The 25,860-nt window shown below is 72.7% G+C and carries 15 protein-coding genes, 3 pseudogenes and 1 riboswitch; of the genes and pseudogenes, 13 read left to right on the forward strand and 5 right to left on the reverse strand.

Translation table 11 applies throughout. The features are described 5' to 3' along the window. Nucleotides 1–42: 42 nt before the first annotated feature. A complete protein-coding gene (ppc, locus tag OG403_RS22040; protein ID WP_329572445.1) occupies nucleotides 43–2,865 on the reverse strand; it encodes a phosphoenolpyruvate carboxylase in 2,823 nt (940 codons plus the stop codon). A 370-nt stretch (nucleotides 2,866–3,235) separates the two neighbouring features. On the opposite strand from ppc, the gene OG403_RS22045 reads away from it, so the two are divergent. Then, nucleotides 3,236–4,507, forward strand: a complete 1,272-nt coding sequence (locus OG403_RS22045) for a sensor histidine kinase (RefSeq protein ID WP_329567003.1) — start codon at nucleotides 3,236–3,238, stop codon at nucleotides 4,505–4,507. Between the two features lie 19 nt (nucleotides 4,508–4,526). Here OG403_RS22045 and OG403_RS22050 read toward each other — a convergent pair whose 3' ends face one another. Together OG403_RS22050 and OG403_RS22055 are read right to left on the reverse strand one after the other, a co-directional pair. Continuing rightward, nucleotides 4,527–5,054, reverse strand: a complete 528-nt coding sequence (locus OG403_RS22050; protein WP_329572447.1) for an SUKH-3 domain-containing protein — start codon at nucleotides 5,052–5,054, stop codon at nucleotides 4,527–4,529. A gap of 40 nt (nucleotides 5,055–5,094) precedes the next feature. After that, nucleotides 5,095–5,556, reverse strand: a complete 462-nt coding sequence (locus OG403_RS22055) for a YwqJ-related putative deaminase (protein ID WP_329567005.1) — start codon at nucleotides 5,554–5,556, stop codon at nucleotides 5,095–5,097. Between the two features lie 232 nt (nucleotides 5,557–5,788). On the opposite strand from OG403_RS22055, the gene OG403_RS22060 reads away from it, so the two are divergent. The 6 genes from OG403_RS22060 (at nucleotide 5,789) to OG403_RS22085 (ending at nucleotide 17,183) form a co-directional block, all read left to right on the forward strand. Then, a complete protein-coding gene (locus OG403_RS22060; protein ID WP_329567007.1) occupies nucleotides 5,789–6,790 on the forward strand; it encodes an SMI1/KNR4 family protein in 1,002 nt (333 codons plus the stop codon). Between the two features lie 67 nt (nucleotides 6,791–6,857). Further along, nucleotides 6,858–9,461: an SUKH-4 family immunity protein gene (locus tag OG403_RS22065; protein WP_329567009.1), complete on the forward strand. Its 2,604-nt coding sequence runs from the start codon at nucleotides 6,858–6,860 to the stop codon at nucleotides 9,459–9,461. Between the two features lie 178 nt (nucleotides 9,462–9,639). After that, the gene (locus OG403_RS22070; RefSeq protein ID WP_329567011.1) at nucleotides 9,640–11,001 is read left to right on the forward strand and encodes a hypothetical protein; all 1,362 of its coding nucleotides are present in this window, start codon (nucleotides 9,640–9,642) and stop codon (nucleotides 10,999–11,001) included. A 606-nt stretch (nucleotides 11,002–11,607) separates the two neighbouring features. After that, nucleotides 11,608–15,225 carry a transcription-repair coupling factor gene (gene mfd, locus OG403_RS22075; protein ID WP_329567013.1) on the forward strand — a complete coding sequence of 1,206 codons (3,618 nt, stop codon included), beginning with the start codon at nucleotides 11,608–11,610 and terminating at the stop codon, nucleotides 15,223–15,225. A 247-nt stretch (nucleotides 15,226–15,472) separates the two neighbouring features. Further along, complete coding sequence (locus tag OG403_RS22080) at nucleotides 15,473–16,138, forward strand: SurA N-terminal domain-containing protein (RefSeq protein WP_329567016.1); 666 nt, start codon at nucleotides 15,473–15,475, stop codon at nucleotides 16,136–16,138. Between the two features lie 22 nt (nucleotides 16,139–16,160). After that, complete coding sequence (locus OG403_RS22085; protein WP_329572449.1) at nucleotides 16,161–17,183, forward strand: MazG family protein; 1,023 nt, start codon at nucleotides 16,161–16,163, stop codon at nucleotides 17,181–17,183. A gap of 42 nt (nucleotides 17,184–17,225) precedes the next feature. Here the strand turns inward: OG403_RS22085 and OG403_RS22090 are convergent, their stop codons facing one another. After that, complete coding sequence (locus OG403_RS22090; protein WP_329567018.1) at nucleotides 17,226–17,642, reverse strand: hypothetical protein; 417 nt, start codon at nucleotides 17,640–17,642, stop codon at nucleotides 17,226–17,228. A gap of 148 nt (nucleotides 17,643–17,790) precedes the next feature. Between OG403_RS22090 and OG403_RS22095 the strand changes: the two are divergent. After that, a pseudogene (locus tag OG403_RS22095) lies at nucleotides 17,791–18,450 on the forward strand (cytochrome P450); the annotation flags it as partial. A 75-nt stretch (nucleotides 18,451–18,525) separates the two neighbouring features. On the opposite strand, the gene OG403_RS22100 reads toward OG403_RS22095, so the two are convergent. Further along, on the reverse strand, nucleotides 18,526–19,761 hold the full coding sequence (locus OG403_RS22100; protein ID WP_329567021.1) for a cytochrome P450 family protein: 1,236 nt from the start codon (nucleotides 19,759–19,761) through the stop codon (nucleotides 18,526–18,528). A 223-nt stretch (nucleotides 19,762–19,984) separates the two neighbouring features. Here OG403_RS22100 and OG403_RS22105 point away from each other — a divergent pair. The 5 genes and pseudogenes from OG403_RS22105 to OG403_RS22125 form a co-directional block, all read left to right on the forward strand. Further along, a pseudogene (locus tag OG403_RS22105) lies at nucleotides 19,985–20,503 on the forward strand (recombinase family protein); the annotation flags it as partial. Nucleotides 20,504–22,003: 1,500 nt separating this feature from the next. Beyond that, nucleotides 22,004–22,546: pseudogene (locus OG403_RS22110) on the forward strand (cytochrome P450); the annotation flags it as partial. 260 nt (nucleotides 22,547–22,806) lie between these two features. Continuing rightward, nucleotides 22,807–22,961, forward strand: a riboswitch (cyclic di-AMP (ydaO/yuaA leader). 2 nt (nucleotides 22,962–22,963) lie between these two features. Beyond that, nucleotides 22,964–23,836: a transglycosylase family protein gene (locus OG403_RS22115; RefSeq protein ID WP_329567023.1), complete on the forward strand. Its 873-nt coding sequence runs from the start codon at nucleotides 22,964–22,966 to the stop codon at nucleotides 23,834–23,836. Between the two features lie 195 nt (nucleotides 23,837–24,031). Continuing rightward, on the forward strand, nucleotides 24,032–25,318 hold the full coding sequence (gene eno, locus OG403_RS22120; RefSeq protein ID WP_329567025.1) for a phosphopyruvate hydratase: 1,287 nt from the start codon (nucleotides 24,032–24,034) through the stop codon (nucleotides 25,316–25,318). Nucleotides 25,319–25,407: 89 nt separating this feature from the next. Beyond that, nucleotides 25,408–25,839, forward strand: a complete 432-nt coding sequence (locus OG403_RS22125) for an FtsB family cell division protein (RefSeq protein WP_329567027.1) — start codon at nucleotides 25,408–25,410, stop codon at nucleotides 25,837–25,839. The last annotated feature ends 21 nt before the right edge of the window (nucleotides 25,840–25,860 follow it).

The raw sequence follows: 25,860 nt of genomic DNA on the forward strand, positions 1-25,860 counted from the left end.
CGACGCGGCGTGGGGCCCCTGCTGTGTTGCCCTGCCCGTCCGTCAGCCGGTGTTGCGCAGACCGGCGGCGATGCCGTTCACGGTCAGCAGCAGCGCCCGGGCCCGCAGCGGGTCCTCGGGGCGCCCGGCGGCGGCCTCCTCGCGCTGCCGGCGCAGCAGCGCCACCTGCAGGTAGGAGATCGGGTCGAGGTAGGCGTCGCGGACCGTGAAGGTCTGCTTGAGCACCGGGTTGTGCTCCAGCAGCTCGTTCTCGCCGGTCAGCCGCAGCACCTCACGCAGGGTCAGGTCGTGCTCGGCGGTGATCTGGTCGAAGATGTGGCGCAGCTCGGCAGGGACCAGCTGTTCGACGTAGTGGCGGGCGATCCGCAGGTCGGTCTTGGCCAGCGTCATCGCGACGTTGGACAGGAAGTTGCGGAAGAAGTGCCACTTGCCGTACATCTCCGGCAGCACGTCGCCCAGACCCGCCGCGCGGGCGGCGGCCAGGCCCGAGCCGACGCCGTACCAGCCGGGGACGATCTGGCGGGACTGGGTCCAGCCGAAGACCCACGGGATGGCCCGCAGACCGTCCAGGCCCGCGCCCGAGTCGGGGCGGCGGGACGGGCGCGAGCCCAGGTGCAGGGAGGCGAGCTGGTCGACCGGGGTGGCGGCGAAGAAGTACTTCGGCAGGTCCTCCTGCTCCACCAGGCCCCGGTAGGCGGTGTGCGCGGCCTGCGAGACGCTGTCCATCGCGGCGTCCCAGCGGGCCAGCTCCTCGGGCGCCTGGCGCGGGGAGGTGTGCATCGCCGAGGCGGCCAGCGTGGCGGAGAGGGTGAGCTCGAGGTTCTCCCGGGCCAGCGAGGGCAGCAGGTACTTGTCGGAGATCACCTCGCCCTGCTCCGTCACCTTGATCTCGCCCTCCAGGGTGCCCCAGGGCTGGGCCAGGATCGCCTCGTGCGAGGGGCCGCCGCCGCGGCCCACGGTGCCGCCGCGGCCGTGGAACAGGCGCAGCCGGATGCCGTAGCGGTGGGCCACGTCGCGCAGCCGGCGCTGGGCCCGGTGGATCTCCCACTGCGAGGTGGTGATGCCGCCGAACTTGGAGGAGTCGGAGTAGCCGAGCATGACCTCCTGGATGTCCCCGCGCAGCGAGACCAGCAGGCGGTAGGAGGGGTCGGAGAGCATCTCCTCCAGGATCCGGTCGGCCTGCTGCAGCTCGTCGGTGGTCTCCAGCAGCGGCACGATGCCGATCCGCGCGACGCCGGAGTGCAGGTCGATCAGGCCCGCCTCGCGGGCCAGCACGGCGGCGGCGAAGACGTCGTCGGCGCCCTGGCACATCGAGATGATGTAGCTCTCGACGATCTCGTCGCCGAACCGTTCGAAGCCCTCGCGGATGGTGGTGAAGACACCCAGCGTCTTGGTCCCCGCGGCGTCCAGCGGAGCCGGGGTGGGGGCCAGCGGGCGGCGCGAGCGCAGCTCCTTGGCGAGCAGCTTCTGGCGGTACTCGCGCGGCATGTCGTTGTAGCGCCAGGCCTCCTCGCCGAGCCGGTCGAAGAGCTGGCCGAGCGCGTGGTGGTGCGCCTCGGCGTGCTCGCGCACGTCCATGGTGGCCAGCTGCAGGCCGAACGCCTCGACGGTGCGGATCGCCCGGGCCAGGCGGCCGTCGGCGATCAGCTCGCCGCGGTGCGAGCGCAGCGACTCCTGGATCAGCTTGAGGTCGGCGACCAGCTCGCGGGTGCCCAGGTAGTCGCGGCCGTCCACGTGCGGGGTGCCGGCGGCCAGCCGCTCGCGGGTGTTCTCCAGCTTGAGCCGCACGCAGGTGGCCTTGAGGCGGTAGGGCTCCTCGGCGTTCATCCGCTTGTAGCGCGGGCTCAGCTCGGGCAGCAGCTTGAGATCCGCCTCCAGCGAGACGAGCAGCTCCTCCGAGGCGCCGGCCAGCCGGACCGAGGTGGAGAGCGAGTTGCGCAGGTCGTCGATGGTGTCCAGGGCGTCCTTGATGCCGTACTCGTGCTGCAGGTTGAGCACGTCCCAGGTGACCTGCGGGGTGACGTTCGGGTTGCCGTCCCGGTCGCCGCCGATCCAGGTGCCGAAGGTCAGCGGGCGCACCCCCTCGGGCAGCGCGACGCCGACCCTGGCCAGCTCCTCGTGCAGCTCCTCGAGCACCTCGGGGACGGCCTCGCGGTAGAGCTCGTCCAGGTAGTAGACGGCGTTGCGGGCCTCGTCGGTGGGCTCGGGCCGGGCGATCCGCAGCTCGTCGGTCTGCCAGAGCAGGTCGATCACCTCGGCCAGCCGGCGGTCCGCGGAGCGCTCGTAGGAGGTGCGCCGCGCGGCGGCCGCGTCGGGGGCGGTGGCCGGGCGATGGGCGGGCGTGGCCCGGGCCGAGTCGGCGGGGGAGATGCCCGCGGCGGCGTGCTCGCGGTGGATCCGCTCGAGCAGTTCACCGATCCGGCGCAGCTTGTTCAGCACGCTGCGGCGGGCCGCCTCGGTGGGGTGCGCGGTGAAGACCGGACGGACCGCCAGGTTGGCCAGCGTGTCGGCCAGGTGCTTGGGGTCGGCGTCGACCAGCTGGTCGGCGGTCTGCGCCAGCAGCGAGCCCTCCCGGGCCCGGCGGGCGGCGAACTCGCGGCCGCGGTGCACCTGCTCGGTGACGTTGGCCAGGTGGAAGTAGGTGGAGAAGGCCCGCACCAGCTTGGCCGCGGTCTCCAGATCGATGTTGCCGAGCAGCTCGGCGGTGGCCTCGCCGTCGGTGCGGCTGAGCAGCCGGACCTGCTCGACCAGGCCGAGCACCTCCGCGCCCTCCTGCCGGACCAGGGTCTCGCCGAGCAGATCGCCCAGCCGGCGGATGTCGGCGCGCAGGGCGGCGTTGTCGGCGGCCTGGTCGGGCGGCGGCAGCTCGCCGGCCGTGCGATCGGTGGCCGCGCTGTCGGTGGTCAGCGGGCTCGGCTGGTCAGCACTCGGGCGGTCGGCCGAGGTGGGGACCGGAGCGGTCACGGCTGGCTCCCTGGGGTGGTGGGGTGGGCGGCGGCGGACCGCGCTGTCCGACCGGCACAGCATATGTGCCGCCACTCGCCTCCTGGTTGAGTCGGTCGCATGCCGGACAACGCGGCGCGCGGGGGCAGGTCGGCGGGGTGCGGACGGGTCGGTGCGGTCGCCGCCGGTTTCGGGCCGGGCCGGCCGGTGCGCGGATCCACCGGTGCGCGGGGTGAACCGTGGATGAGAAGTCGGTGGGGCGGCCGGGGGTGCCTCGCTTAGGCTGTCGGACATGAGCTTGTCGCCTGGGGAGGGCGCGCAGGACCGCGGCTTTTGGTGGTGGGAGCGGCGGCGCAGCGCGCTCCTGGACGCGTTGCTGGCCCTGCTGGCCGCGCTGGAGTGCGCGGTGGGCGGCTACGGCGTGGTCAGGGACCGGTTGCACCTGGGGACCGGGTTCGCGGTGGCGGCCGCGGTGATCGGCGCGCTGGGCGGGGCCAGCCTGCTGGTGCGGCGCCGCTGGCCGGCGGTGCCGGTGCTGGTCTCGATGATCCTGGTGCCGGGCCTGTTCGGGATCGTGCTGCTGGTGGTGTCGCTCTACACGCTCACCACGACCTGGACCTGGGCCCAGGGGCGGCGGCGGGTGGTGGCGCTCTCCGTGGTGATCTTCGTGGAGACCCTCGGGATGGTGCTCTTCGCGCTGCTCACCGGCAAGCCGCAGCCCGGCGAGCAGCTGCCGGCCACCTGGGTGTTCGCGCTGCTCTCGGTGCTGGTCGCGGTCGGGCTGACCGTCCCGCCGGTGGTCACCGGCCTCTACATCGGTGCCCGGCGGCGGCTGGTCGAGTCGCTCAAGGACCGCGCGCACGGCCTGGAGGCCGAGCTGGACCTGCTGGCCGAGCGGGCCAGCGAGCGGGCCCGGCGGGCCCGGCTGGAGGAGCGCACCCGGATCGCCCGGGAGATGCACGACGTGGTCGCGCACCGGGTCAGCCTGATGGTGGTGCATGCCGGCGCGCTGGAGCGGATCGTGGCGCGGGACCCGCAGAAGGCGGCGCAGAGCGCCAAGCTGATGGCCGACACCGGGCGACAGGCGCTGGACGAGCTGCGCGAGATCCTCGGCGTGCTGCGGATGAACGAGGAGGCGGCGGCCGAGAGCGTCTACGGGCTCGGTGACCTGGAGCGGCTGGTCGACCAGTCGAAGGCGGCCGGGATGCGGGTCACCCTCACGGTCAGCGGCGCCCGCCAGCGCTACCGCGGCGACGCCGAGCAGACCGCCTACCGGGTGGTGCAGGAGGGGCTGACCAACGCGCACAAGCACGCCGGGGGCGCCCAGGTCTCGGTGCTGCTGGCCTACGTGCCCAACGGGGTGCGGGTGGCGGTGGTGAACGAGAACCCGTCGGGCGGCGAGCAGGTCAGGCTGCCCAGCGGGGGCAACGGGCTGGTCGGCATGGAGGAGCGGGTGCGGGCGCTGGGCGGCAGCTTCCGGGCCGGTCCGGAGCGGGACGGCGGGTTCCGGGTGGAGGCGCTGCTGCCCTCCCGGCTGGTCGAGCGGGCGGACCGGCTGACCTGAGCGCGCGGACCGGCGCGGCTCAGTACGGGTCGGCGGCGGTGCGCAGCCGTTGTGGCCGGGTGCCGAGCAGCAGGGCGGTGACCGCGTGGTCGAGGTCGGGCCCGAGGTACCACTCACCGGTGTGGTCCAGGCTGTAGACCCGGCCGGCCTCGTCGATCGCCAGCAGCGCCTGGCCGTAGTGCTCCTCGCCCAGCGGCGCCACCTGGCTGTCCAGCGCGCGCGAGAGGTCGGCCAGGGTGCGCGGCAGGTGCAGTCCGCAGAGCGGGTCGAGCAGGAACGGGGTGCGGGCCAGCTCGCGGCCGGCGCCCGCCAGGTCGAAGGAGAGCCCGCCGAACTCGGCCCAGGCCTCGATCGCGGCCGGGAAGACCACGTGCGGGACACCGTCGGGGGCGGGCCGACCGAGCAGCTGGTCGGCCCACTGCTCGGCGCGCCGGATCTCCCAGCGGCCCGGGTGCCAGCCGGCCTGCTTGAGGGCGGCGGCGACCTCGGCGGGGAACCGGGGCTGGGAACGGACCGGGCTCGCGGTTGTGGAGCTGAGCGGATTCAGGGGGTACTCCGGGCTCGGGGGACAGGGACCTGAGGCCGGGTCAGGCCTGGGCTCGGGGACCGACCTCGACACTCTGCACGGTGAAGTGCTCGAGCAGCGGCGCGCAGGAGCGGCAGGGCGGTGCGTGGGTGCCGTGGGCCGGATCGTCCTGCTCGCGGATCCGCACCGTGGTCAGCTTGGCGCCCTTCAGCGCCTTGCGGGCGTCGTGCAGGCTCAGCGGCTTCTTCGCGGCGCGCTTGGAGCGGCTGGTGTCCACCGTGCCGAGGTAGTTGGAGAGCAGCACCGCCTCCGGGCAGCGCCCGGCGAACCGCTCCCGGTGCTCCAGCGGCAGCCGGGCCAGGAACTCGCCGACCAGCGGGTGCAACTCGGGCTCCTGGTCGGCCTTGCGCCCGGCCAGCGTGTGCACCTCGCCGCCGCGCAGCGAGAGGGCGGCGGCCACGGCGGGCAGCAGGCTGTCCCGGTGGTGGCGCAGCAGTGGCGCGGTCGGCGCGCTGTGGTCCACGACTGCTCCTCCCTGGTCGGCAGCGGGCTCGGGGCCAGCCTGCCAAACGTTTCGGACAGTGGATCACCCGGGGGTCCGGCAGATGTCCTGATGGGCCATCAGGTTCACGGATAATTCACAAACTGTGGGTGTGGATCCGGTTTTCCCGGGGCGGCCGGGCCAGCGGACCAGTCGAAGCCCTGACCCCATACCCTGGTGGCTAGCTACATCGGCTTCAGCAGGGGGCACCCAGATGACGACAGGTCGGCCCGGCACCGCTGCCGCGCCCAACGCGGCCTACGCGGGACAGGTGGTCCACTTTCCCGACCCGGTGCGAGCCGCCAAGTACCCCGCGGGGGTGCGGGTGGACGCCCAGGGGTACCCGGACTTCGGTCCGTACGCCAAGGCCGCCGCCGAGGTCGCCGATCCGCCGGCGGGTTTCGGCGTGGACGAGCTGCGGCTGACCGACTACGTCTCGGCCAATGCGGCGCTGTTCAGCCAGGGGCACGAGCTGTGGGCCGATCAGGAGGCCGCCGTGGCCACCCCGGTCGGCTGGACCTGGCACCACGCGGTCGGCCGGGCGGCGCCCGGCTGGCGGCGGATGGAGCTGGTCCCGGTCGAGGTCAAGGCGCTGCTGCGGCACCACGGCGGCCTGGTCCTGTCGCCCGCCGACCACTCGCGGCGCGGCACCCGGCCGCTGCAGGAGAGCCAGGCCGTGCACTTCTCGCTCTCCAGGGAGGGCGACACCGCGCTGAGCGTCAGTGAGGACCTGGTGCAGGCCGCCGAGGAGAAGCTCGGCTACCGGCTGCCCGGCCCCTACCGGGGCTTCCTCAAGCTGGCCGGCGGTCACGCCCCGGTGGGCGTGGCGCTGGACACCGAGCTCGGCCTGCTGCTCGACCAGCCGTTCCTGACCCTCTGCGAGGAGTACGGGGTCGAGGACCTGGTCTACGCCAACAAGTGCCTGCGCGATCATCTGACCAAGGACTACCTGGGCATCGCGTACGCCCAGGGCGGCATCATCGCGCTCAAGGTGCGCGGCGAGGACCTCGGGTCGGTCTGGTTCTGCCTCTACGACGACGCCCGCGACACCGGCGGGCCGGAGGAGCCGGCCGACCGGGTGCGGCGGCTGCTGCTGCGCTGCGGCGACACCTTCGACGACTTCCTGCTCCGGCTGGCCGGCAGTCCGCCGGAGCTGGAGACGGTGGCGGAGCTGATGGTGGACGGCGGGTTCGCCCGCGCGGTGCCGGTGTCGTGAGACGCGCGGCGAGCGGTACCGGCAGGGGAATGACGGCGGTGGCACAGAAGGCGGAGGCGGTCCCGGCATGATGACGTACGCGCAGGCGCAGGACCTGGCGGCGGAGTGGATCAACGGCGGGGTGCCGCACTTCCAGCAGCGCGAGGTGCGGGTGCGGGAGTTCGACCTCGGGTTCGTCTGCTGGGCGGAGGACCGGGACGGCGGGCCCTCCTCGGACGGCGGGGCGGTCAAGCTGGTGATCGCCCGGGACACCGGGGCGAGCACGCTCTGGCCCGCGCTGCCGGTCAACGAGGTGGTCCGGCGCTACGAGGAGGCCTACGGGCGGCCCGCCGGGGCGACCCCGTCCGGGCTGGCCAAGCCGCTGCCCGGACCGGTCGAGGCGACCTCCTTCCTGCTCAGCCCGCCGCAGTGGGTGCTGGACGCCGGAGCGGCGGCGCTCGCGGCCGAGGCCGAGCAGCTGGGCCAGGCGCCGGTGGCCGCCGCGCCCACGACGCCCACGCCATCGACGATTCCCGCGCCGGCCACGACGCCTGCGCCCTCGACGACGCCCACGCCCTCGACGATTCCCGCGCCCGCCACGGCGCCCGAGCCCGCCCGGCTGACCGCGCCGCCGATCTCCGACCGGCCGGCCGGGGACGGGCCCACCATGCTCGCCCCGCCGCCCTGGGAGCTGGCGGAGCACGGCGAGGAGCCGGACGCCGCCCCGCGGACCCCGCCGGAGGCGCGCACGGTCCGGATGCCACCGCCGACCGAGCCGCCGGTCGCCGACCAGCCGCCGGTCGCCGACCAGCCGCCAGTCGCCGACCAGCCGCCGGCGCCGCCCGCGTTCCCGGAGCCGCCCGCCACGCCGGTGGGCTGGAACCCGCCGCCCTTCCCGGTCCGCGCTCAGCCGGCCGAGGTGCCCCCCGCGCCGCCGGTCACCCCGCCGGCCCCGGCCACGCCGGTGGGCGGGTACGCGCCGACCATGCTCTCCGCCGACGGTCCGCCCGGTCTGCTGGGCCTGACCGGGGCGCCGACCCCGGCGCCGTCGCCGGTTGCCCCGTCGCCCGTCGCCCCGCCGCCGGCCCCCGGGCCCGAGCAGGGGCAGGGTCAGGGCCAGGGTCAGGGCGTCGCGTACGCGCCGACCATGCTCTCCACCGATGGCCCGCCCGGTCTGCTGGGTCTGCCCGGCGCGCCCGGCACCCCTGGCGCGCCGGTGCCGCCGCCCGCCGTGGGGGGCCGCGGCGGGAGCGTCCCGCCGCCGCCCCCGCCGGTCGCCCTGCGGCACGGAGCCGCCCAGGGCGGCGCGCCCGTGCCGCCGCCCGCGGTCGGTGGCCGCGGCGCGAGCTCCCCGCCCCCGCCGCCGCCCGGCGGGCTGCTGCACGCGGGTGGCAGCGGCGCCGAGCCGCACGCCACCCCGGGGGGCCGGGGCGCCGGCAGCACGCCGCCGCCTCCGCCGCCCAGCGGTCTGCGGGGCGCGCCCGAAGCCGATGAGCTGGCCTCCGCCGCGACCAGCAAGGCGGCCAGGCCGCAGCGCCCGGGTGCGGAGGGCGCCCCGCAGCAGGGCGCCGGTGTCGCGCAGGCCGCGACCCAGCTGGCCTCGGCCGTGCCGGGCGGCGGTCCCGGCCTGCCCGGCGCCGCCGCGCCGGTCCCCGGGTTGCCGCCGCAGGGCGCCCCGGTCCCGCCGGGTGTGCCCACCGTCGGGCCCGGCTACCTGGCCGTGCTCAGCTACCGCGCCCCGGACGGCTCCGAGCAGAAGGTGATGCAGCGCAGCGAGCCCGGCACGCCGCACCCGGAGTGGAAGATCCTCCAGGAGCTGCGCCGCCTCGGCGTGCCCGCCGAGCAGGTACTGGAGCTGTACACCGAGCTGGAGTGCTGCGACCTGCCGGGCGGCTACTGCGCCCGGCTGGTCGCCTCCTCCTGGCCGAACGTCCGGATCACCCACACGGCCGCGTACGGGCGCGAGCAGCAGGCCCGGCAGGCGGGCATGGCCCACCTGCTCAACCACCTGGACGAGCTGCACCAGCTGGCGGCGGGCCCGCGTCGGCCGCGCCCGCTGCGGGTGCCGCTGCCCGCGCCCGGGACGCTGCCGCCCCGGCCGCCGGTGCCGCCGCAGCAGCTCGGGGCCGAGCTCGCGCAGTTCTTCGGTCCGGGCGTCTTCCGCTACGAGCAGCGCGCGGTCGCAAGGGCGGGCGTGCCCGAGGTGGTCGCGCAGACCCTGGTCTGGGCGGGTCTGCCGACCAACTTCGGGCCGTTCTTCTGGGCGCACACCCCGGATAACCGGCCGATCCCGACGCTGGCCGAGCTGGCCGCCGAGCGCGGCCGGCCGGCCGGGCCCGACGCGGGCGGCTACCTGGTGCTCGGCAACGACTACGGCCGCCAGCTCTGTGTGCAGTACGGCACAGCGGCGGTGGTCGCGGTGGATCTTGATGGGGGAATCTCCCGCCCGGAGGGCGGGGGAGGAACCGGGGAGGCCCCGCGCTTCGTCAACAGTGGTGTGCCGGAGTTCGTCCGGTCGCTCGCCCTGCTCGGTCGGATGTGGCCGCTGCGTTACGGACTGACCCCGGATCAGGCCGGGCGCTGGACCGCGGACTTCCAGGCCGAGCTGGCCGGGCTCGACCCGGCGGCCCTCCAGGCACCCGACACCTGGTGGGCGGTCCTCCTGGAGCAGTTCTGGGACGGCCTGCTCTAGCCGCCCGGCGGCTGGGGCCGGGGCAGCACCGGTGGGTGCGGCCCCGGCCGGCGGTGTCGCTTCCTTTGGCTTTCCGAACGATCTGCGCAAAATAGGTCAAGAAGACCGCAGGTACCGAGCACCTGATCGAGCCCAGCCAGGCACCGAGCCCAGCCGGCCACTGAGGGGAAGACAGTAGATGAGCGACGCCATCCCGTCGTACGGCTTCACCGCTGCCCGGAAGGGTTACGCGCCAGAGCAGGTCGACCGCGCGCTGGGGGCGCTGACCGCCCAGCGGGACCACGCCTGGCACCGGCTGAGCCAGCTCGGTGCCCAGATCCGTGAGCTGGAGACGGCCCTGGCCGCCGCCCGGCAGGCCGCCGCCGAGGCCCCCGAGCCCGACTACAGCACGCTCAGCGAGCAGGCCGGCGACCTGATGGCGATCGCCGAGAACGAGACCCGGCAGATCCGCGAGAAGGCCGAGCGGTTCAGCACGCAGACCCGCGACGCGGTGGCCGAGGCCGGCCGGACGCGGCAGAGCGAGGCCGCCGCCTACGCCACCGCCACCCGCGCCGAGGCCGACGAGGCCGCCCGCCGGACCGAGGTGAGCACCCGCGCCGCGGCCGAGAAGCTGCGCACCGACGCCGAACAGGACGCGCGTGCCTGCCGGGACGCCGCCACCGCCGAGTCCGCCCGGATCCGGGTGGCCGCCGCCGAGGCGGGCGAGCGGGCCGAGGCCAAGCTGGCGGAGCTGCGCCGCGACGCCGACGAGCGGTTCGCCGCCGAGGAGGCCGCTGCCGCCGCCGAGGACGCCAAGATCTCGCTGGCCGCCGAGCACCGCCTCAAGGAGGCCGAGCAGCACCGGGAAACCACGCTCGGCGTGGTCAAGCAGATCGACACCGACGCCCAGGCCAAGGCCGACCAGCTGATCGAGACCGCCCGCCGCGAGGCCGAGCAGATCAACGCCCGCACGGCGGCCGAACGGGCCGAGTTCGACAAGCGGCTGGAGACGGTGCAGACGCACCTGGACCACATCAAGGGCACGCTGGCCTCGCTGACCGGCAAGGCGGTCGGGATGATCGAGCCGGGCCAGGTGCCCGCTGCCGCGCTGGCCGCTGCCGCGCCCGCCGCGCCCGCGCTCGACTCGGAGGCGGACACCGGTGAGGTGCCGCTGCCGGCCGCCCCCGAGGTGGCTGTCCCCGAGGCGGTCGCCGCCGACGCGCCGACCACCGTGCTGCGGATGCCCGCCGAGCTGTTCGAGGCCACGGTCGCCCAGCCCCAGATCGCCCAGCCGCAGCCCGCCCAGCCGCAGGTCGACCCGCGCACCGCCCTGCGCGCGGCGGGCGCCGCCCAGCCGCCGGTGCCGCCCCGCCCGGCCACCCCGCCGCCGGCCCCGCCGCAGGCGCCGAGCGACCCGGCGGCGGAGACCACGCTGATGCCCCGGATCGCGGGGGCGCCGCGCAACGCGGACGAGACCGCGGTCATCCCGAAGATCGTGATCATCGACGACGAGGTCGCCCTGGACTCGCTGCCCAACACGGTGGGACGTCGGCGGAGCTGACCTCGGGTGGGACAGCCGCGGGCCCGGCCGATCGGCCGGGCCCGCGGCTGATCTGCCGCCAGGCGGCGGTGTCCGAGCGGGCGCGGCGGTGCGGGGCAGCCGACCGGAGCCGAGCGCTGCGACGGTTGGCGGCGGTGAAAGGGCCCGGGTGCTCACGGGCCGGGCTCCGGCCAGGACCCGTGGCGCCCTCCAGGAAAGGGCGCCACGACTCCCGACGGTCGGGCGGGTGCCCCCACCCAGGGTCACCCGGCCTCGCACCCCGACCCCCATCGGAGTGCGTTCGGCCCACCAGTCCATCCCCCACGGTTGGAGCGGCGGGCACGGGATCCATCCTGCGCGCCGTCCATGGACTCCCAGTGACAGGAGTATGTCCACTTCTTGACAATCGGCCACTGTGTCCGAACGCCAGGTCATCACCGCCGCCGACGGTCATGTGCATGGCTGTGTCCGACTGCCCGCCCGCCCGCTCCGTCGTTGCCTCGGCGTAGGCTGGGAGCCTGACCCGGCCCCTGTGCACCGCGTGCCGGGCCCATCAAGCTGCCCGGCGGCAGGAGCAAGCTTCGCCACCGGGCGCTCCGCCTGGACGCAACGGGACGAAGAGACTCCATGAGCCTGATCGGTTTGCTCGATGTCGTGGTCCGCGACACCGCCCTCGCCGAGGCGATCGAGGCGGCGGCCGGCAGCCACCGCCCGCACCTCGACCTGGTCGGCCCGCCCGCCGCACGGCCGTTCGCCATCGCGGCGCTGGCCCGTTCGCTGGCCGCGGGGGCCGGCGAACGGGGCCGCCCGGTGCTCGCGGTGACCGCCACCGGCCGGGAGGCCGAGGACCTGGCCAGCGCCCTGCGTTCGCTGCTGCCGCCGGACGCCGTCGCCGAGTTCCCGGCCTGGGAGACGCTGCCGCACGAGCGGCTCTCGCCGCGCTCGGACACCGTGGGCCGCCGGCTCGCGGTGCTGCGCCGGATCGTCCACCCGCGGGCGGATGACGTTGCGGCCGGGCCGCTGCAGGTGGTGGTGGCCCCGGTCCGTTCGGTGCTGCAGCCGCAGGTCAAGGGGCTGGCCGAGCTGGAGCCGGTGGCGCTGCGCGGCGGCGAGTCGGCGGACCTGGGCGAGATCGCCAGGCGGCTGTCGGCCGCCGCCTACGCCCGGGTGGAACTGGTCGAGAAGCGCGGCGAGTTCGCGGTGCGCGGCGGCATCCTGGACGTCTTCCCGCCGACCGAGGAGCACCCGCTGCGGGTGGAGTTCTGGGGCGACGAGGTCGAGGAGATCCGCTACTTCAAGGTGGCCGACCAGCGTTCGCTGGAGATCGCCGAGCACGGCCTGTGGGCGCCGCCCTGCCGCGAGCTGCTGCTGACCGATCAGGTCCGGTCCAAGGCGGCCGAGTTGGCCCTCGCCCATCCCGAGCTGGCCGAGATCCTGGACAAGATCGCCGAGGGGATCGCGGTCGAGGGGATGGAGTCGCTGGCCCCGGTGCTGGTGGACGACATGGAGCTGCTGCTCGACGTGCTGCCGGCCGGCTCGGTCGCGGTGGTCTGCGACCCGGAGCGGGTCCGCACCCGGGCCGCGGACCTGGTGGCGACCAGCCAGGAGTTCCTGCACGCCTCCTGGGTGGCCGCGGCGGCCGGTGGCGACCGGCCGATCGAGGTCGAGCAGATCGACGTCTCGGCCGCCTCGCTGCGCTCGCTGGCCGAGGTGCGCGAGCACGCCGCCGCGATCGGGCTGCCCTGGTGGTCGGTCAGCCCGTTCGCGACCAGCGACGCCGGCGCGAGCTCCGTACTCGAGTTCGACACCAACGCGCTGACCCTGGGCATGCACGCCGTGGAGGCCTACCGCGGCGACACCGCGCGGGCGATCGCGGACGCCCGGGAGCGGCTGGCCGCCGACTGGCGGGTCGTCATGGTGACCGAGGGCCAGGGTCCGGCCGCGCGGCTCGCCGAGCTGCTCGGCAATGAGGGCATCGCGGCCCGGCTGGCCCCCGACCTGACCGAGCCGCCGACCCGCGACGTCGTCTACGTCAGCTGCGGCTCGATCGAGCACGGCTTCGTGGACGAGGCGCTCAAGCTCACCGTGATCACCGAGACCGACCTGTCCGGCCAGCGCTCCTCCACCAAGGACATGCGCCGGATGCCGTCCCGGCGCCGCAACGCGATCGACCCGCTGGCGCTGGCCGCCGGCGACTACGTGGTGCACGAGGCGCACGGGGTGGGCCGCTACGTCGAGATGGTGCAGCGCACCGTGCAGGGCGCCACCCGTGAGTACCTGGTGCTGGAGTACGCGCCGGCCAAGCGCGGCCACCCCGGCGACCGGCTCTTCGTGCCGACCGACCAGCTCGACCAGGTGACCAAGTACGTCGGCGGCGAGGCCCCGACGCTGCACCGGCTGGGCGGCGCGGACTGGGCGAAGACCAAGCAGCGGGCCAAGAAGGCGGTCAAGGAGATCGCGGCCGACCTGATCAAGCTCTACTCTGCCCGGATGGCGGCCCCGGGCCACACCTTCGGCCCCGACACCCCGTGGCAGCGCGAGCTGGAGGACGCCTTCCCGTACGCGGAGACGCCCGACCAGCTCACCACCATCGCCGAGGTCAAGGCCGACATGGAGAAGTCGGTCCCGATGGACCGGCTGATCTGCGGCGACGTCGGCTACGGCAAGACCGAGATCGCGGTGCGGGCGGCGTTCAAGGCCGTGCAGGACGGCAAGCAGGTGGCGGTGCTGGTGCCGACCACGCTGCTGGTGCAGCAGCACTTCTCCACCTTCGCCGAGCGCTACGCCAACTTCCCCGTGGTGGTGAAGGCGCTGTCCCGGTTCCAGAGCGACTCCGAGGCCAAGGCGGTGCTGGAGGGCCTGCGGGACGGCTCGGTGGACGTGGTGATCGGTACCCATCGGCTGTTCGCGTCCGAGACGAAGTTCAAGGACCTCGGCCTGGTGATCGTGGACGAGGAGCAGCGCTTCGGCGTCGAGCACAAGGAGCAGCTGAAGAAGCTGCGGGCCAACGTCGACGTGCTGACCATGTCCGCGACCCCGATCCCGCGCACCCTGGAGATGGCGGTCACCGGCATCCGCGAGATGTCGACGATCACCACCCCGCCGGAGGAGCGGCACCCGGTGCTGACCTTCGTCGGCCCCTACGACGAGAAGCAGATCTCGGCCGCGATCCGGCGTGAACTGCTGCGCGAGGGACAGGTCTTCTACATCCACAACCGGGTGGAGTCGATCGACAAGGCGGCGGCGCGGCTGAAGGACCTGGTGCCGGAGGCGCGGATCGCCACCGCGCACGGGCAGATGGGGGAGACGCTGCTGGAGAAGGTGGTGGTCGACTTCTGGGAGAAGGAGTTCGACGTGCTGGTCTCCACCACGATCGTCGAGTCGGGCATCGACATCTCCAACGCCAACACGCTGATCGTGGAGCGCGGCGACACCTTCGGCCTCTCCCAACTGCACCAGCTGCGCGGCCGGGTGGGCCGTGGGCGGGAGCGCGGCTACGCGTACATGCTCTACCCGCCGGAGAAGCCGCTCACCGAGACCGCGCACGAGCGCCTGGCCACCATCGCCCAGCACACCGAGATGGGCGCGGGCATGTACGTGGCGATGAAGGACCTGGAGATCCGCGGCGCGGGCAACCTGCTCGGCGGCGAGCAGTCCGGGCACATCGCCGGCGTCGGCTTCGACCTCTACATGCGGATGGTCGGCGAGGCGGTGGCCGAGTTCCGCGAGTCGCTGGCCGCGGGCGGCGGCGAGGTCGAGGAGGAGCCGCTGGAGGTGAAGATCGAGCTGCCGGTGGACGCCCACGTGCCGCACGACTACGCCCCCGGCGAGCGGCTGCGCCTGCAGGCCTACCGCTCGATCGCGGCGGTCAACTCGGAGGCCGACATCGACCAGGTGCGGGCCGAGCTGACGGACCGGTACGGCAAGCTGCCGGAGCCGGTGGAGAACCTGCTGCTGGTCGCGGCGCTGCGGCTGTACGCCCGCCGCTGCGGGGTCGCGGACATCACCCTGCAAGGCGCCAACGTGCGGTTCGGTCCGGTGGAGTTGCGCGAGTCGCAGTCGCTGCGGTTGAACCGCCTCTACCCGCGCAGCCAGGTCAAGGCGGCCGCCGCCCAGCTGCTGGTGCCGCGCCCGACCACGGCGCGGATCGGCGGCAAGCCGGTGGTCGGACGGGAGTTGCTGGCCTGGTGCGGGACCTTCCTGAGCACCATGTTCGAGGAGCTGGCGGTGGCCAAGAAGGCGTAGTCCCCGGGCAGTTGGGCGGCGGAGCACGGCGCCGCCCAACTGCCCGCCCGACTGCCCGCCCAGCGCCGCCGCTCGCGGGAGCGGCGCGTCAGTCCAACGGGCGCTCCGCAGAGCACTGCTGACGGTGGGTCAGCCGTGTTCGCCGTCACTCGTTCGGTGCAACCTCCGGGCAACGGCCGTCCCGGCTCTCTATTCTCATGTCACGTCAGGAGCCAGTCGCCACCGCAGCCCCGCCCGGAGGCCCAGCGTGATCCGCAGCCACTCCCTCCGCCGCTCCGCCCAGCTCGCCCGCCGCCGGCTGCGCCGTGCGCTGCCCGCCGTCGGCGTGCTGCTCGCGGCGGCCGTGCTGACCGGTTGCGGGGGTCGGCCGGTGCAGGCCGGGGCGGCGGCGGTGGTCGGCCCCGACCGGATCACCGAGTCGGCGGTGCAGGCCCGGGTGGCCGAGTTCCGCGCGCAGGCGGCCCGGTTGCCGAGCGGGCAGTACCAGGAGCAGGCGGGGCTGGTGGGGGCGACCGTCTCCGGGATGATCTTCAGCGAGGTGGTCGAGCACGCGCTGGCCGAGCACCGGCTGACCGTCAGCGACACCGAGATCGCCCAGGCGCGGGCCGACCAGGCACAGGCCTGGGGCGGCGAGGCGGGGCTGGAGCAGATGCTGCTGCTCAAGCACGCGGTGCCGGCCGGCGAGATCGACACCTTCCACCGCGAGCAGATCGGCCTGCAGAAGCTGGCCGCGCTGGGCGGGCAGCAGATCGGCACCACGGAGGGCAACAAGACGGTGCACCAGCTGCTGGCCGAGGCCGCCGGCGAGCTCAAGGTGACCGTCAACCCGCGCTACGGCAGCTGGGACGCGCAGCAGGCGGTGCTGGAGAGCCCGAGCGAGGAGTGGCTGCCGCAGTCGGGTGCCGCCGCCTGAGCGGTAGGTTCGAGGGGTGGACATCTCGACGGACACCCCGAACAGCGCTGACGCCGCCAAGCTGACCCTGCTCACCACCACCCACCGGGTGGCTCCCGGCCTGCTCAGCTGGCCCGCCTGGGAGGCGCTGCGCGCGGCGCCGCTGGTGCTGGCCGCCGATCCGGCGCACCCGCAGCTGCCCGCGCTCGCCCGGGCCGGGGTGACGGTCGAGCTGCTGGCCCGCGGCAGCGCCCCGGCGCTGGCCCGCACGCTGGTCGAGCGCGCCCCGGTGCTCTTCCTGGGCAGCCCGGACGGCGACCCGGGGCTGACCGAGGCGCTGGCCCGGATCGCGGTCGAGGAGGCGGGCCGGGCGCCGGAGATCGAGCTGCTGCCCGGCTCCTACGACCTGCCGGGGGCCCGGCTGCTCGACCTGGTCGCGGTGATGGACCGGCTGCGCTCGCCCGGCGGCTGCCCCTGGGACGCCGAGCAGACCCATGCCAGCCTGGTGAAGTACCTGGTCGAGGAGGCCTACGAGCTGGTCGAGGCGATCGAGGAGGGCGACCGGGCCACGCTTCGCGAGGAGCTGGGCGACGTGCTGCTGCAGGTCTTCTTCCACGCCCGGATCGCCGAGGAGCACCCCGAGGACCCGTTCTCCATCGACGAGGTGGCCGGGGCGATCGTCGACAAGCTGATGTACCGCCACCCGCACGTCTTCGGGGACTCCGACGCCGCCACCACCGACCAGGTGGAGGCCAACTGGGAGGAGCTGAAGGCCGCCGAGAAGCAGGACCGCGAGTCGGTCCTGGACGGTGTGCCCTCGGGGCTGCCGGCGCTGGCGTACGCGGCGAAGCTGGTCTCCCGGGTCCGCCGGGCGGGCTTCACCGGGGTACCCGACGCGCCGTACGCGCTGCCCGCCGAGCTGACCGGGCAGACGGTCGGCGCGTTGCTGCTGGCGGTGGTGCAGCGTGCCCACGACGCCAGGGTGGACCCGGACGCGGCGCTGCGGGAGGCCGCGCGCGGTTACCGGGCCGCGGTACGGGCCGCCGAGGGGCTCGCCGCCGACTAGGCCCTGGCGGCGGCCCCGGTCCTTGGCGCCCGGGGCCTGGTGCTACGCGGGCTGCTGGTGGGCGTGCGCCTGCCGCTGCGGCGGGACGCAGGCGCCGATCGCCTCGCCCAGCGGGTCCAGCAGCTCGGCGAGGCGGTGCAGCTGGCCGGGCAGCTCGTCCATCGCGACGATCCGCTCGCCGTCGGGGCCGGCCACGCAGAACAGGTCGATCGGGCCCAGGTGCTTCTCGGTGGTGTCGACCAGGGCGGCGATGTCGCTGGGCTGGTGGATGTCGGACCTGACCCCGATCACCGGGCAGCCGGTCCGGTCCAGGGCGGCGGCCAGGTCCTCGGCCACCCCGGTCCGGGGGTCGGCGATCAGCATGCCGGCGGCGCCCGCCGCGGCGAACCGACGGGCCGGCCCGTCGCCGTCACCGCCGTTGAGTACCGCGATGACCACCACTGCCCCGGTGACTCGCATGGCCTGCTCCTCCCTGGGGGCGCTGCCGCACTGCCGCGCCCGCCAACCACGTATCGGAGGATCGTAGGCTTCTCCTGACCCTCCGCAACAGGGATTACCCGTCAGGTGACCAGGCTCACTCCTCCCGGGGACCGGATACCGTCAAGACATGCCGGACCGCCCCGATTCACCGCCACTCCCGCCCTCGCCGCCCCTGTTCACCTGGGAATTCGCCGCCGACCCCTATCCGGCGTACGCCTGGCTGCGCGAGCACGCCCCGGTGCATCGGACCACCCTGCCGAGCGGGGTTGACGCCTGGCTGGTCACCCGCTACCCGGATGCCAGGCAGGCGCTGGCCGACGCCCGGCTCTCCAAGAATCCGGCCCACCACAGTGAGCAGGCGCATCGCACGGGGCGGGTGGGGATCCCGGGGGAGCGGCAGGCCGATCTGATGACGCACCTGCTGAACATCGACCCGCCCGACCACACCCGGCTGCGCCGCCTGGTCTCCAAGGCCTTCACCCCGCGCACTGTGGCCGAGTTCGAACCCCGGGTGCAGCAGCTGACGGACCGGTTGATCTCCGGCTTCGCGGCGCGCGGCTCGGCCGACCTGATCCACGAGTTCGCCTTCCCGCTGCCGATCTACGCGATCTGCGACCTGCTCGGGGTGCCGGCCGAGGACCAGGACGACTTCCGGGACTGGGCCGGGATGATGATCCGGCGCGGCGGCGGCCCGCGCGGCGGGGTGGCCCGCGCGGTCAAGCGGATGCGGGCGTACCTGGCGGAGCTGATCCACCGCAAGCGGGCCGAGCCGGGCGACGACCTGATCCTTGCAAGCCGTCTGACCTGCGAAAACTCACGGTCGACCCTCGCTCGCAGCCCGAGCGAGGGTCGACCGTGATCATCAAGGTGATGCTGGCGTGAACTCGACCGGGAGTTCCCGCAGGCCACGCATGATCAGACCGCCGCGCCAGCGCAGCTCTGCCGGGTCCGCAGCGAGCTGGAGATCCGGCAGTCGGGTGAGCAGGCTGGAGAGCGCCACACGGCCCTCCAGGCGGGCCAGCGGGGCGCCGATGCAGTAGTGGATCCCGTGGCCGAAACCGAGGTGCGGATTGTCGGCGCGCGCGAGGTCCAGGGTGTCCGGCTGACCGAACCTGGCCGGGTCGCGGTCGGCGGCGGCGAGTACGACGAGAACTGGGTCGCCTGCCGAAACAGCCTGGCCGCCGATTTCGAGCGGCTCGGTGGCATAGCGCCAGGTGGCCAGCTCCACCGGGCCGTCGTAGCGCAGCAGTTCCTCGATCCCCGTATCGAGCAATCGGGACTCTCCATCTGCAAGGGCAGCCTGAAGGAGCGCCAGCTGGGGCGGATTCCGAAAGAGCGCAAGTGCGCCATTGCCGATCAGATTAATGGTCGTCTCAAACCCTGCGAACAAAAGTACGAAGCACATCGCAACGGCCTCGTTCTCGGTGAGGTGCTCGCCGTGGTCGCTGGCCCGGATCAGACCGGAGATCAGGTCGTCGCCCAGGTCGGCCCGCTTGCGATGAATTAGGTCTGCCAGGTACGCACGGATGCGCTTGACAGCCCGGCCCACCCCGCCGCGCGGGCCGCCGCCGTGCCGGATCATCATGCCAGCCCAGTCGCGGAAGTCCTCCTGGTCCTCTTTCGGAACGCCGAGGAGGTCGCAGATCGCGTAAATCGGCAAGGGGAAGGCGAACTCGTGGATCAGGTCCGCCGAACCGCGTGCGGAGAATTCCGAGAGCAGACGGTTCGCGATGCTCTGCACCTGGGGTTCAAACTCTGCAACTCGAGCCGGTGTGAACGCTTTGGAGACCAGCCGGCGCAGCCGGGTGTGGTCCGGCGGGTCGATGTTCAGCAGATGTGTCATCAGATTGGCGCTGCGCTCGCCCGGAATTCCGGTCTTCCCCTTGGCGTGTGCCGACTCGTCGTGGTGCACCGGGTTCTTCGAGAGCCGGCCGTCGGCGAGCGCCTGGCGTGCGTCGGCGTAACGCGTCACGAGCCAGGCTTCGACGCCGCTCGGTAGCTGGGCCTTGTACACAGGTGCATGCTCACGCAGCCACGCGTACGCCGGGTAGGGGTTGGAGGCGAACCCCCAGGTGAAGAGTTCAGGCCGATCAGACATACCTCGACGGTATCCCGCTGCCGATGTTCGGAGGCCATCAGCCCTCTGACACCCCGCGCTACCACGATGTGAGGACGTGCCAGGTCGCCGGGGAGGATCCTGTTCGGTCATTTCCCTGTACACGGTCGGCCTGACGATCCGACAGATATACTCGCCCCGAACATGGGTGACCCCGACGGCGCTGCGAACGCCCCGGGGTCCGGCCACTCGGGCAAGGAGTGACATGGCTAATTCAACCCTGCCTGGACAGCGTGTCGCAAGCCGGGGCGCGGCGCGCCAGAAAGCTGGACTGCCGGTTCGGATCGCCATCTACGTCCGCGTCTCCACCAGGAATCAGGTCGAAGGCTCCGGTCTGGATCAGCAGGAGAAGGATGCGAGGGCGTGGATCGAATTCTGGTTCCGCGACGTTCCTTTCGAGATCGTCGGAGTCTTCGTCGATGACGGAATCTCCGGGAAGATCGACAACCGTCGCGACCAGGTGAAGCTCAAGGCAGCGATTGCCGCAGGCGACGTCGACCTCGTCATCTCCCAGAAGCTCGACCGGTTCGGGCGCACCATGCACGATATCCAGCGCTGGGTGTGGGAGATGAACGACCAAGGGCTGCGCGTCGTCACGGCAGACGGCCGTATCGACTCGCAGAACGAGATGTTCGAGCTGGTGCTGGCGCTGCTGGCCTACATGGCGCAGCTGGAGCACGAGCTGATCTTCTCGCGGACGTTCAACGGGCGCGAAGCGAAGCTCGACGCCGGCGGCTGGGTGGCCGGACCGCCGCCGTTCGGTTTCATGCTGGAAGGGATGGGCTCGAAGGAGGGCTCCCGGATCGCCCTGTCCGAGGATGAGTGCCGAGTGCTGGCGATGGGCGCCGGGTCCATGATCGACCAGGGCATGAACTACTCCGAGACCATCGATCTCCTCAACGAGAAGGAGATGTTCACCCGCAGCGGACGGCCGTGGACGGTGGGCAACTGGATCAAGCGCATCAGTCACGAGGCGATCCTGGAGTGCTGCGTCACCTACCGGAAGAACAACGGGTGGAAGAACGGTACGAAGCAGGACGAGGACGGCAAGGCTCTCTACGGAGAGGCCAAGCGCATTCCGATGCCGGAGGTCTTCACACCTGAGCGCCGTGAAGCGTTGAAGGACGTGATCGCCAAGCTCTCCATCGAGTCGCGTCGCGCGAACTCGGAGTATCCGCTGTCCGGCCGTATCGACGGTCACTGCGGAAACGTCTACATCGGTGGCGGTGTCCGTGGTGGCGGTACCCGTGTCTACCGGTGCAAGGGCGTCGATGACGGTTGCGACGACGTGTACCTCGATGCGACCGACACCGAGAAGGCGGTGTGGGCGCAGCTGACGCCTCTCCTGAACGATCCGAAGCGGATCGAGATGCTCGCCAAGGAGTGGGTGGAGTCCCTCCCCGGGACGAAGGAGAAGCACGACGAGCGTGTGATGACGCTGCGCGCTCAGGTGGAGGCGAAGGAGGATGAGATCGCCGACATCCTCCTCATGTGTCACAAGAACAGGCTGCCGGACCGGGTGCGAGAGAAGTCCCTCTCCAAGCCCAACAGGGAGCTGATGGCTCTCCAGGCATCCCTTCAGGAGGCCGAGGCATGGCTGGAGGACTACGAGTCGACACAGCAGGAGGCGAAGGAGATGGAGGAGTTCATCTCTTCGGCGCGCCTGCGGGTGGGGGATCTGACTCTGGCGGAGAAGTCGGAGCTGTTCGCGATGTTCGATGTCCGGGTGTCAGCCGGGAACCACCGGTTCAAGAAGCGGTCGGGTAAGCCGTGCCCGGTGACGGAGTGGCACAAGGGGACGCAGCACCCGGTGCCGGCCGACATCGACGAGGACGACTGGGTGATGGTGAAGGAGATCCTCTCGGCCTACGTGGCGAAGTCGTCGTTCACGAAGACGACGATCGACCTGCGGCTGGCCTTCAACGGCATGTTCTGCCGCCTGCGCACCGGGACGCCGTGGAACGAGATGACGGATGCGTTCGGCAACCCACAGCGGATCCGTGAGCGGCAGCTGACCTTCTTCCAGCGTGGCGCGTGGAAGGCGATCGTGGAGATGCTGAACCAGCGCGGTGGTGGGACGCCGGTGTACGTGGCTCCGACGATTCCTCCGCTGAAGATCACGGGGCGCGTGGCGCGGTCCCTGTGGGTGGTGGTCGGTGAAGAGGGGCCGGTGGAGGCCCCGGAGGCGCCCGCGAGTGTAGGGCCGAAGGATGGCCCGCATGCTGTGCTCGCCGCGAGTTTTGAGACGACTGTCAACCTCATCGGCAATGGCATGTACACGCTGATGAACCACCCGGAGCAGCGCGCCCGGCTGCAGGAGTCGCTGCGCCGCGGCGAGCGGGAGCTGCTGACCACCGCCGTCGAGGAACTTCTGCGCTACGACGGCCCGGTGGAGCTGGCCACCTGGCGGTTCGCGACCGCGCCGCTGACCATCGGCGGGGTGCACATCCCGGTCGGCGATCCGGTGCTGGTGGTGCTCGCCGCGGCCGATCGCGACCCGGCCAGGTTCGGCCAACCGGACACCCTGGACCTGGCCCGCAGGGACAATCCGCACCTCGGCTTCGGGCACGGCATCCACTACTGCATCGGCGCCCCGCTGGCCCGGTTGGAGGGGCAGGCGGCACTGGCCACCCTGCTGACCAGGCTGCCCGACCTCGACTTCGCCACCGAGCCGGCGGAACTGCGCTGGCGGGGCGGCCTGATCATGCGTGGGCTGCGTGAACTGCCGGTCTCGTTCACGCCGGAGTCCTCGGCCGGCACGTCCTGACGGTGCGTTGATCTGCTGATCTGTTGATATCTCAGCTTGCCGCGACCGGCTGACGGCGTGTCGGAAGTGTTCCGACACGCCTGATCTGAACAGGCATCAATGCGGACAAACCTGATCGGTTAGTAGGCGATCTGCCACTTGTCGTAATTCTCGTGTGATGTACGCGATATGAGCTTGTGATTGGTCCGTCAATCTGCCTACCCTCCCAGGAGTTCGCAGCTGCGAACCCCGCGTGCGGTACGCCGAATCCTGCCCACCGCGCTGCCGGGACACCCGACCTACTCGGGGCAGGGGCGGGGGACCCAGGATTTTCTGCCGTCTCCCACGGCTAGGGGTGAAGCCGCGTCAGCGGCCGGGCCGACCTCACGGGCCCGAACCCGACAGCTCACCTCGCAGGCGTGCGGAGAGGGACAGTTCATGCTGCTCATGGGCAATGGCCGTCATCGTCGTCGTACCCAGACCGAGAAGGCGATCGCCGTGGCCGGCGTCGCCGGCGCGGGCCTGGCGGTGCCGCTGCTCACCGCGACCGCCGCGCACGCCGCTCCGGTGTCGGCCTGGGACAAGGTCGCCAACTGCGAGAGCACCAACAACTGGAGCATCAACTCGGGCAACGGCTTCTACGGCGGCCTGCAGTTCACCTCCTCCACCTGGGCCGCGTACGGCGGCACCCAGTACGCGCCGCAGGCCAATCAGGCCACCAAGGCGCAGCAGATCTCGGTCGCCGAGAAGGTGCTGGCCTCCCAGGGGCCCGGCGCCTGGCCGGTCTGCTCGGTCAAGGCCGGCCTGTCCCAGGGCGGCGCCGCCGCGACGGTGGACACCACCGCGCCGGCCGCGCAGAGCCAGCAGCAGACGCGGCCTCAGGCGCTGGCTCCCCAGGCCCCGCAGGCCAAGCCCCAGGCGCCGCAGTCCGCCGCCCCGGCCTTCCCCGGCCAGGCCGGCTGGGACGCGAAGAGCCAGGTGTACTGGTACCAGAGCGACGGCGGCTGGTTCTGGACCAGCCACCAGGGCGTGTACAACCGGTACGCCGCTCCCCAGGCACCGGTGCAGGCGCCAGTCCAGGCGCCAGTCCAGGCTCCGGTCCAGGTGCCGGTCCAGACGCCGGCCGCCGCCGTCGGCAACGCGGGCGGCTCCGGTCACGACTACACCGTGCGGGCCGGCGACACCCTCTCGACCATCGCCCAGGCCCAGCACCTGGGCGGCGGCTGGCACCAGCTCTACCAGGACAACCAGCAGACCGTGGGCGGGAATCCGGACCTGATCATGCCCGGTCAGGTGCTGCACTTCGGCTGACCGGCCGACAGCCGGTGCGGGTCCGGGCCGAGGTGGCCCCGCACCGGCATTCAGGTGAACTACCGACAGGTAGCCGAGCCACACCGTGAGACGGAACCCAGGTCCGGGTCGTCGTCGCGGCCGGTGCGGTTAGGCTCTGGTCGTAACGACTCCGTACCCACGTCCGCAGGACCGCTTCCGCCTAGGAGATGCCTCGTGCCGTCCATTGATGTCGTCGTAGCCCGTGAGATTCTCGACTCGCGCGGCAACCCCACGGTCGAGGTCGAGGTCGGTCTCGACGACGGCAGCACCGGCCGTGCCGCTGTCCCGTCCGGCGCTTCGACCGGTGCCTTCGAGGCGCTGGAGCTGCGTGACGGTGACAAGAACCGCTACTTCGGCAAGGGCGTCGAGAAGGCCGTCCTCGCCGTGATCGAGCAGATCGGCCCGGAGCTGGTCGGCTACGACGCCACCGAGCAGCGGCTGATCGACCAGGCGATGCTGGACCTGGACGCCACCCCGGACAAGTCCTCGCTGGGCGCCAACGCGATCCTCGGCGTCTCGCTGGCCGTCGCGCACGCCGCCTCCGAGGCCAGCGACCTGCCGCTGTTCCGCTACCTGGGCGGCCCGAACGCGCACGTGCTGCCGGTCCCGATGATGAACATCCTCAACGGCGGCTCGCACGCGGACTCCAACGTCGACATCCAGGAGTTCATGATCGCGCCGATCGGCGCCGAGTCCTTCTCCGAGGCCGTGCGCTGGGGCGTCGAGGTCTACCACACCCTCAAGGGCGTGCTGAAGGAGCGCGGCCTGTCCACCGGCCTGGGCGACGAGGGCGGCTTCGCGCCGAACCTGGACTCCAACCGCGAGGCGCTGGACCTGATCGTCGAGGCGATCAAGAAGGCCGGCTACGTGCCCGGCAAGGACGTGGCGCTGGCCCTGGACGTGGCCTCCTCCGAGTTCTACAAGGACGGTGCCTACCAGTTCGAGGGCAAGGCGCTGACCGCCGCCGAGCTGGGCGCGTACTACGCCGAGCTGGTCGACGCCTACCCGCTGGTCTCCATCGAGGACCCGCTGGACGAGTCGGACTGGGACGGCTGGAAGGCCCTCACCGACCAGCTGGGCGACAAGGTGCAGCTGGTCGGTGACGACCTGTTCGTCACCAACCCGGAGCGCCTGGCCCGGGGCATCGAGACCGGCACCGCCAACGCGCTGCTGGTGAAGGTGAACCAGATCGGTTCGCTGACCGAGACCCTGGACGCCGTCGAGCTGGCCCAGCGCAACGGCTACCGCTGCATGATGTCGCACCGCTCCGGCGAGACCGAGGACGTCACCATCGCCGACCTGGCCGTCGCCACCAACTGCGGCCAGATCAAGACGGGTGCCCCGGCCCGCTCCGAGCGCGTCGCCAAGTACAACCAGCTGCTGCGCATCGAGGAGATCCTCGACGACGCCGCCGAGTACGCGGGCCGCGCGGCGTTCCCGCGGTTCCGCTTCGAGGCCTGAGCAACCTCGCAGCAAGCCTGACCGATGCCCCGGCGCGCACCCCGTAGGGTGGACGCCGGGGCATCGGCGCGAGTGGGAGGGGTCAGGAGATGGCAGGCTGGAAGATCCCGGGTCTGAGCGGCCGGCCGCGGTTCACCAGCCGGGCCACCGTGCTGGTCCTGGTGCTCTGCTCGCTGGTGGCGATCCTCGCGTATCCGACCCGGCAGTTCATCAACCAGCGCGACCAGATCGCCGCCCAGCGGGTCAAGGCCGAGCAGGCCCGCCGACAGGTCGAGCAGCTGACCACCGAGCTGGCCCGCTGGCAGGACCCGGAGTACGTCAAGGCCCAGGCCCGCGAGCGGCTGCACTACGCGATGCCCGGCGAGACCCCCTTCGTCTCGATCGACCCCACCCCCTCGGCCGCCGCCTCCCCGCCCTCGGGCCGAGGCTCCGCCCAGGCCGCCGCGCAGGCGGCCAAGCCCTGGTACGCCGCCGTCTGGGACTCGGTCGACGCGGCTGCCACCCCTGCCCCCGCCCCGTGAGAAGCCGGCCTCGTGCGAGGC

This window comes from Kitasatospora sp. NBC_01266 (assembly GCF_036242395.1).
In the GTDB taxonomy this organism is placed as follows: Bacteria; Actinomycetota; Actinomycetes; order Streptomycetales; family Streptomycetaceae; genus Kitasatospora.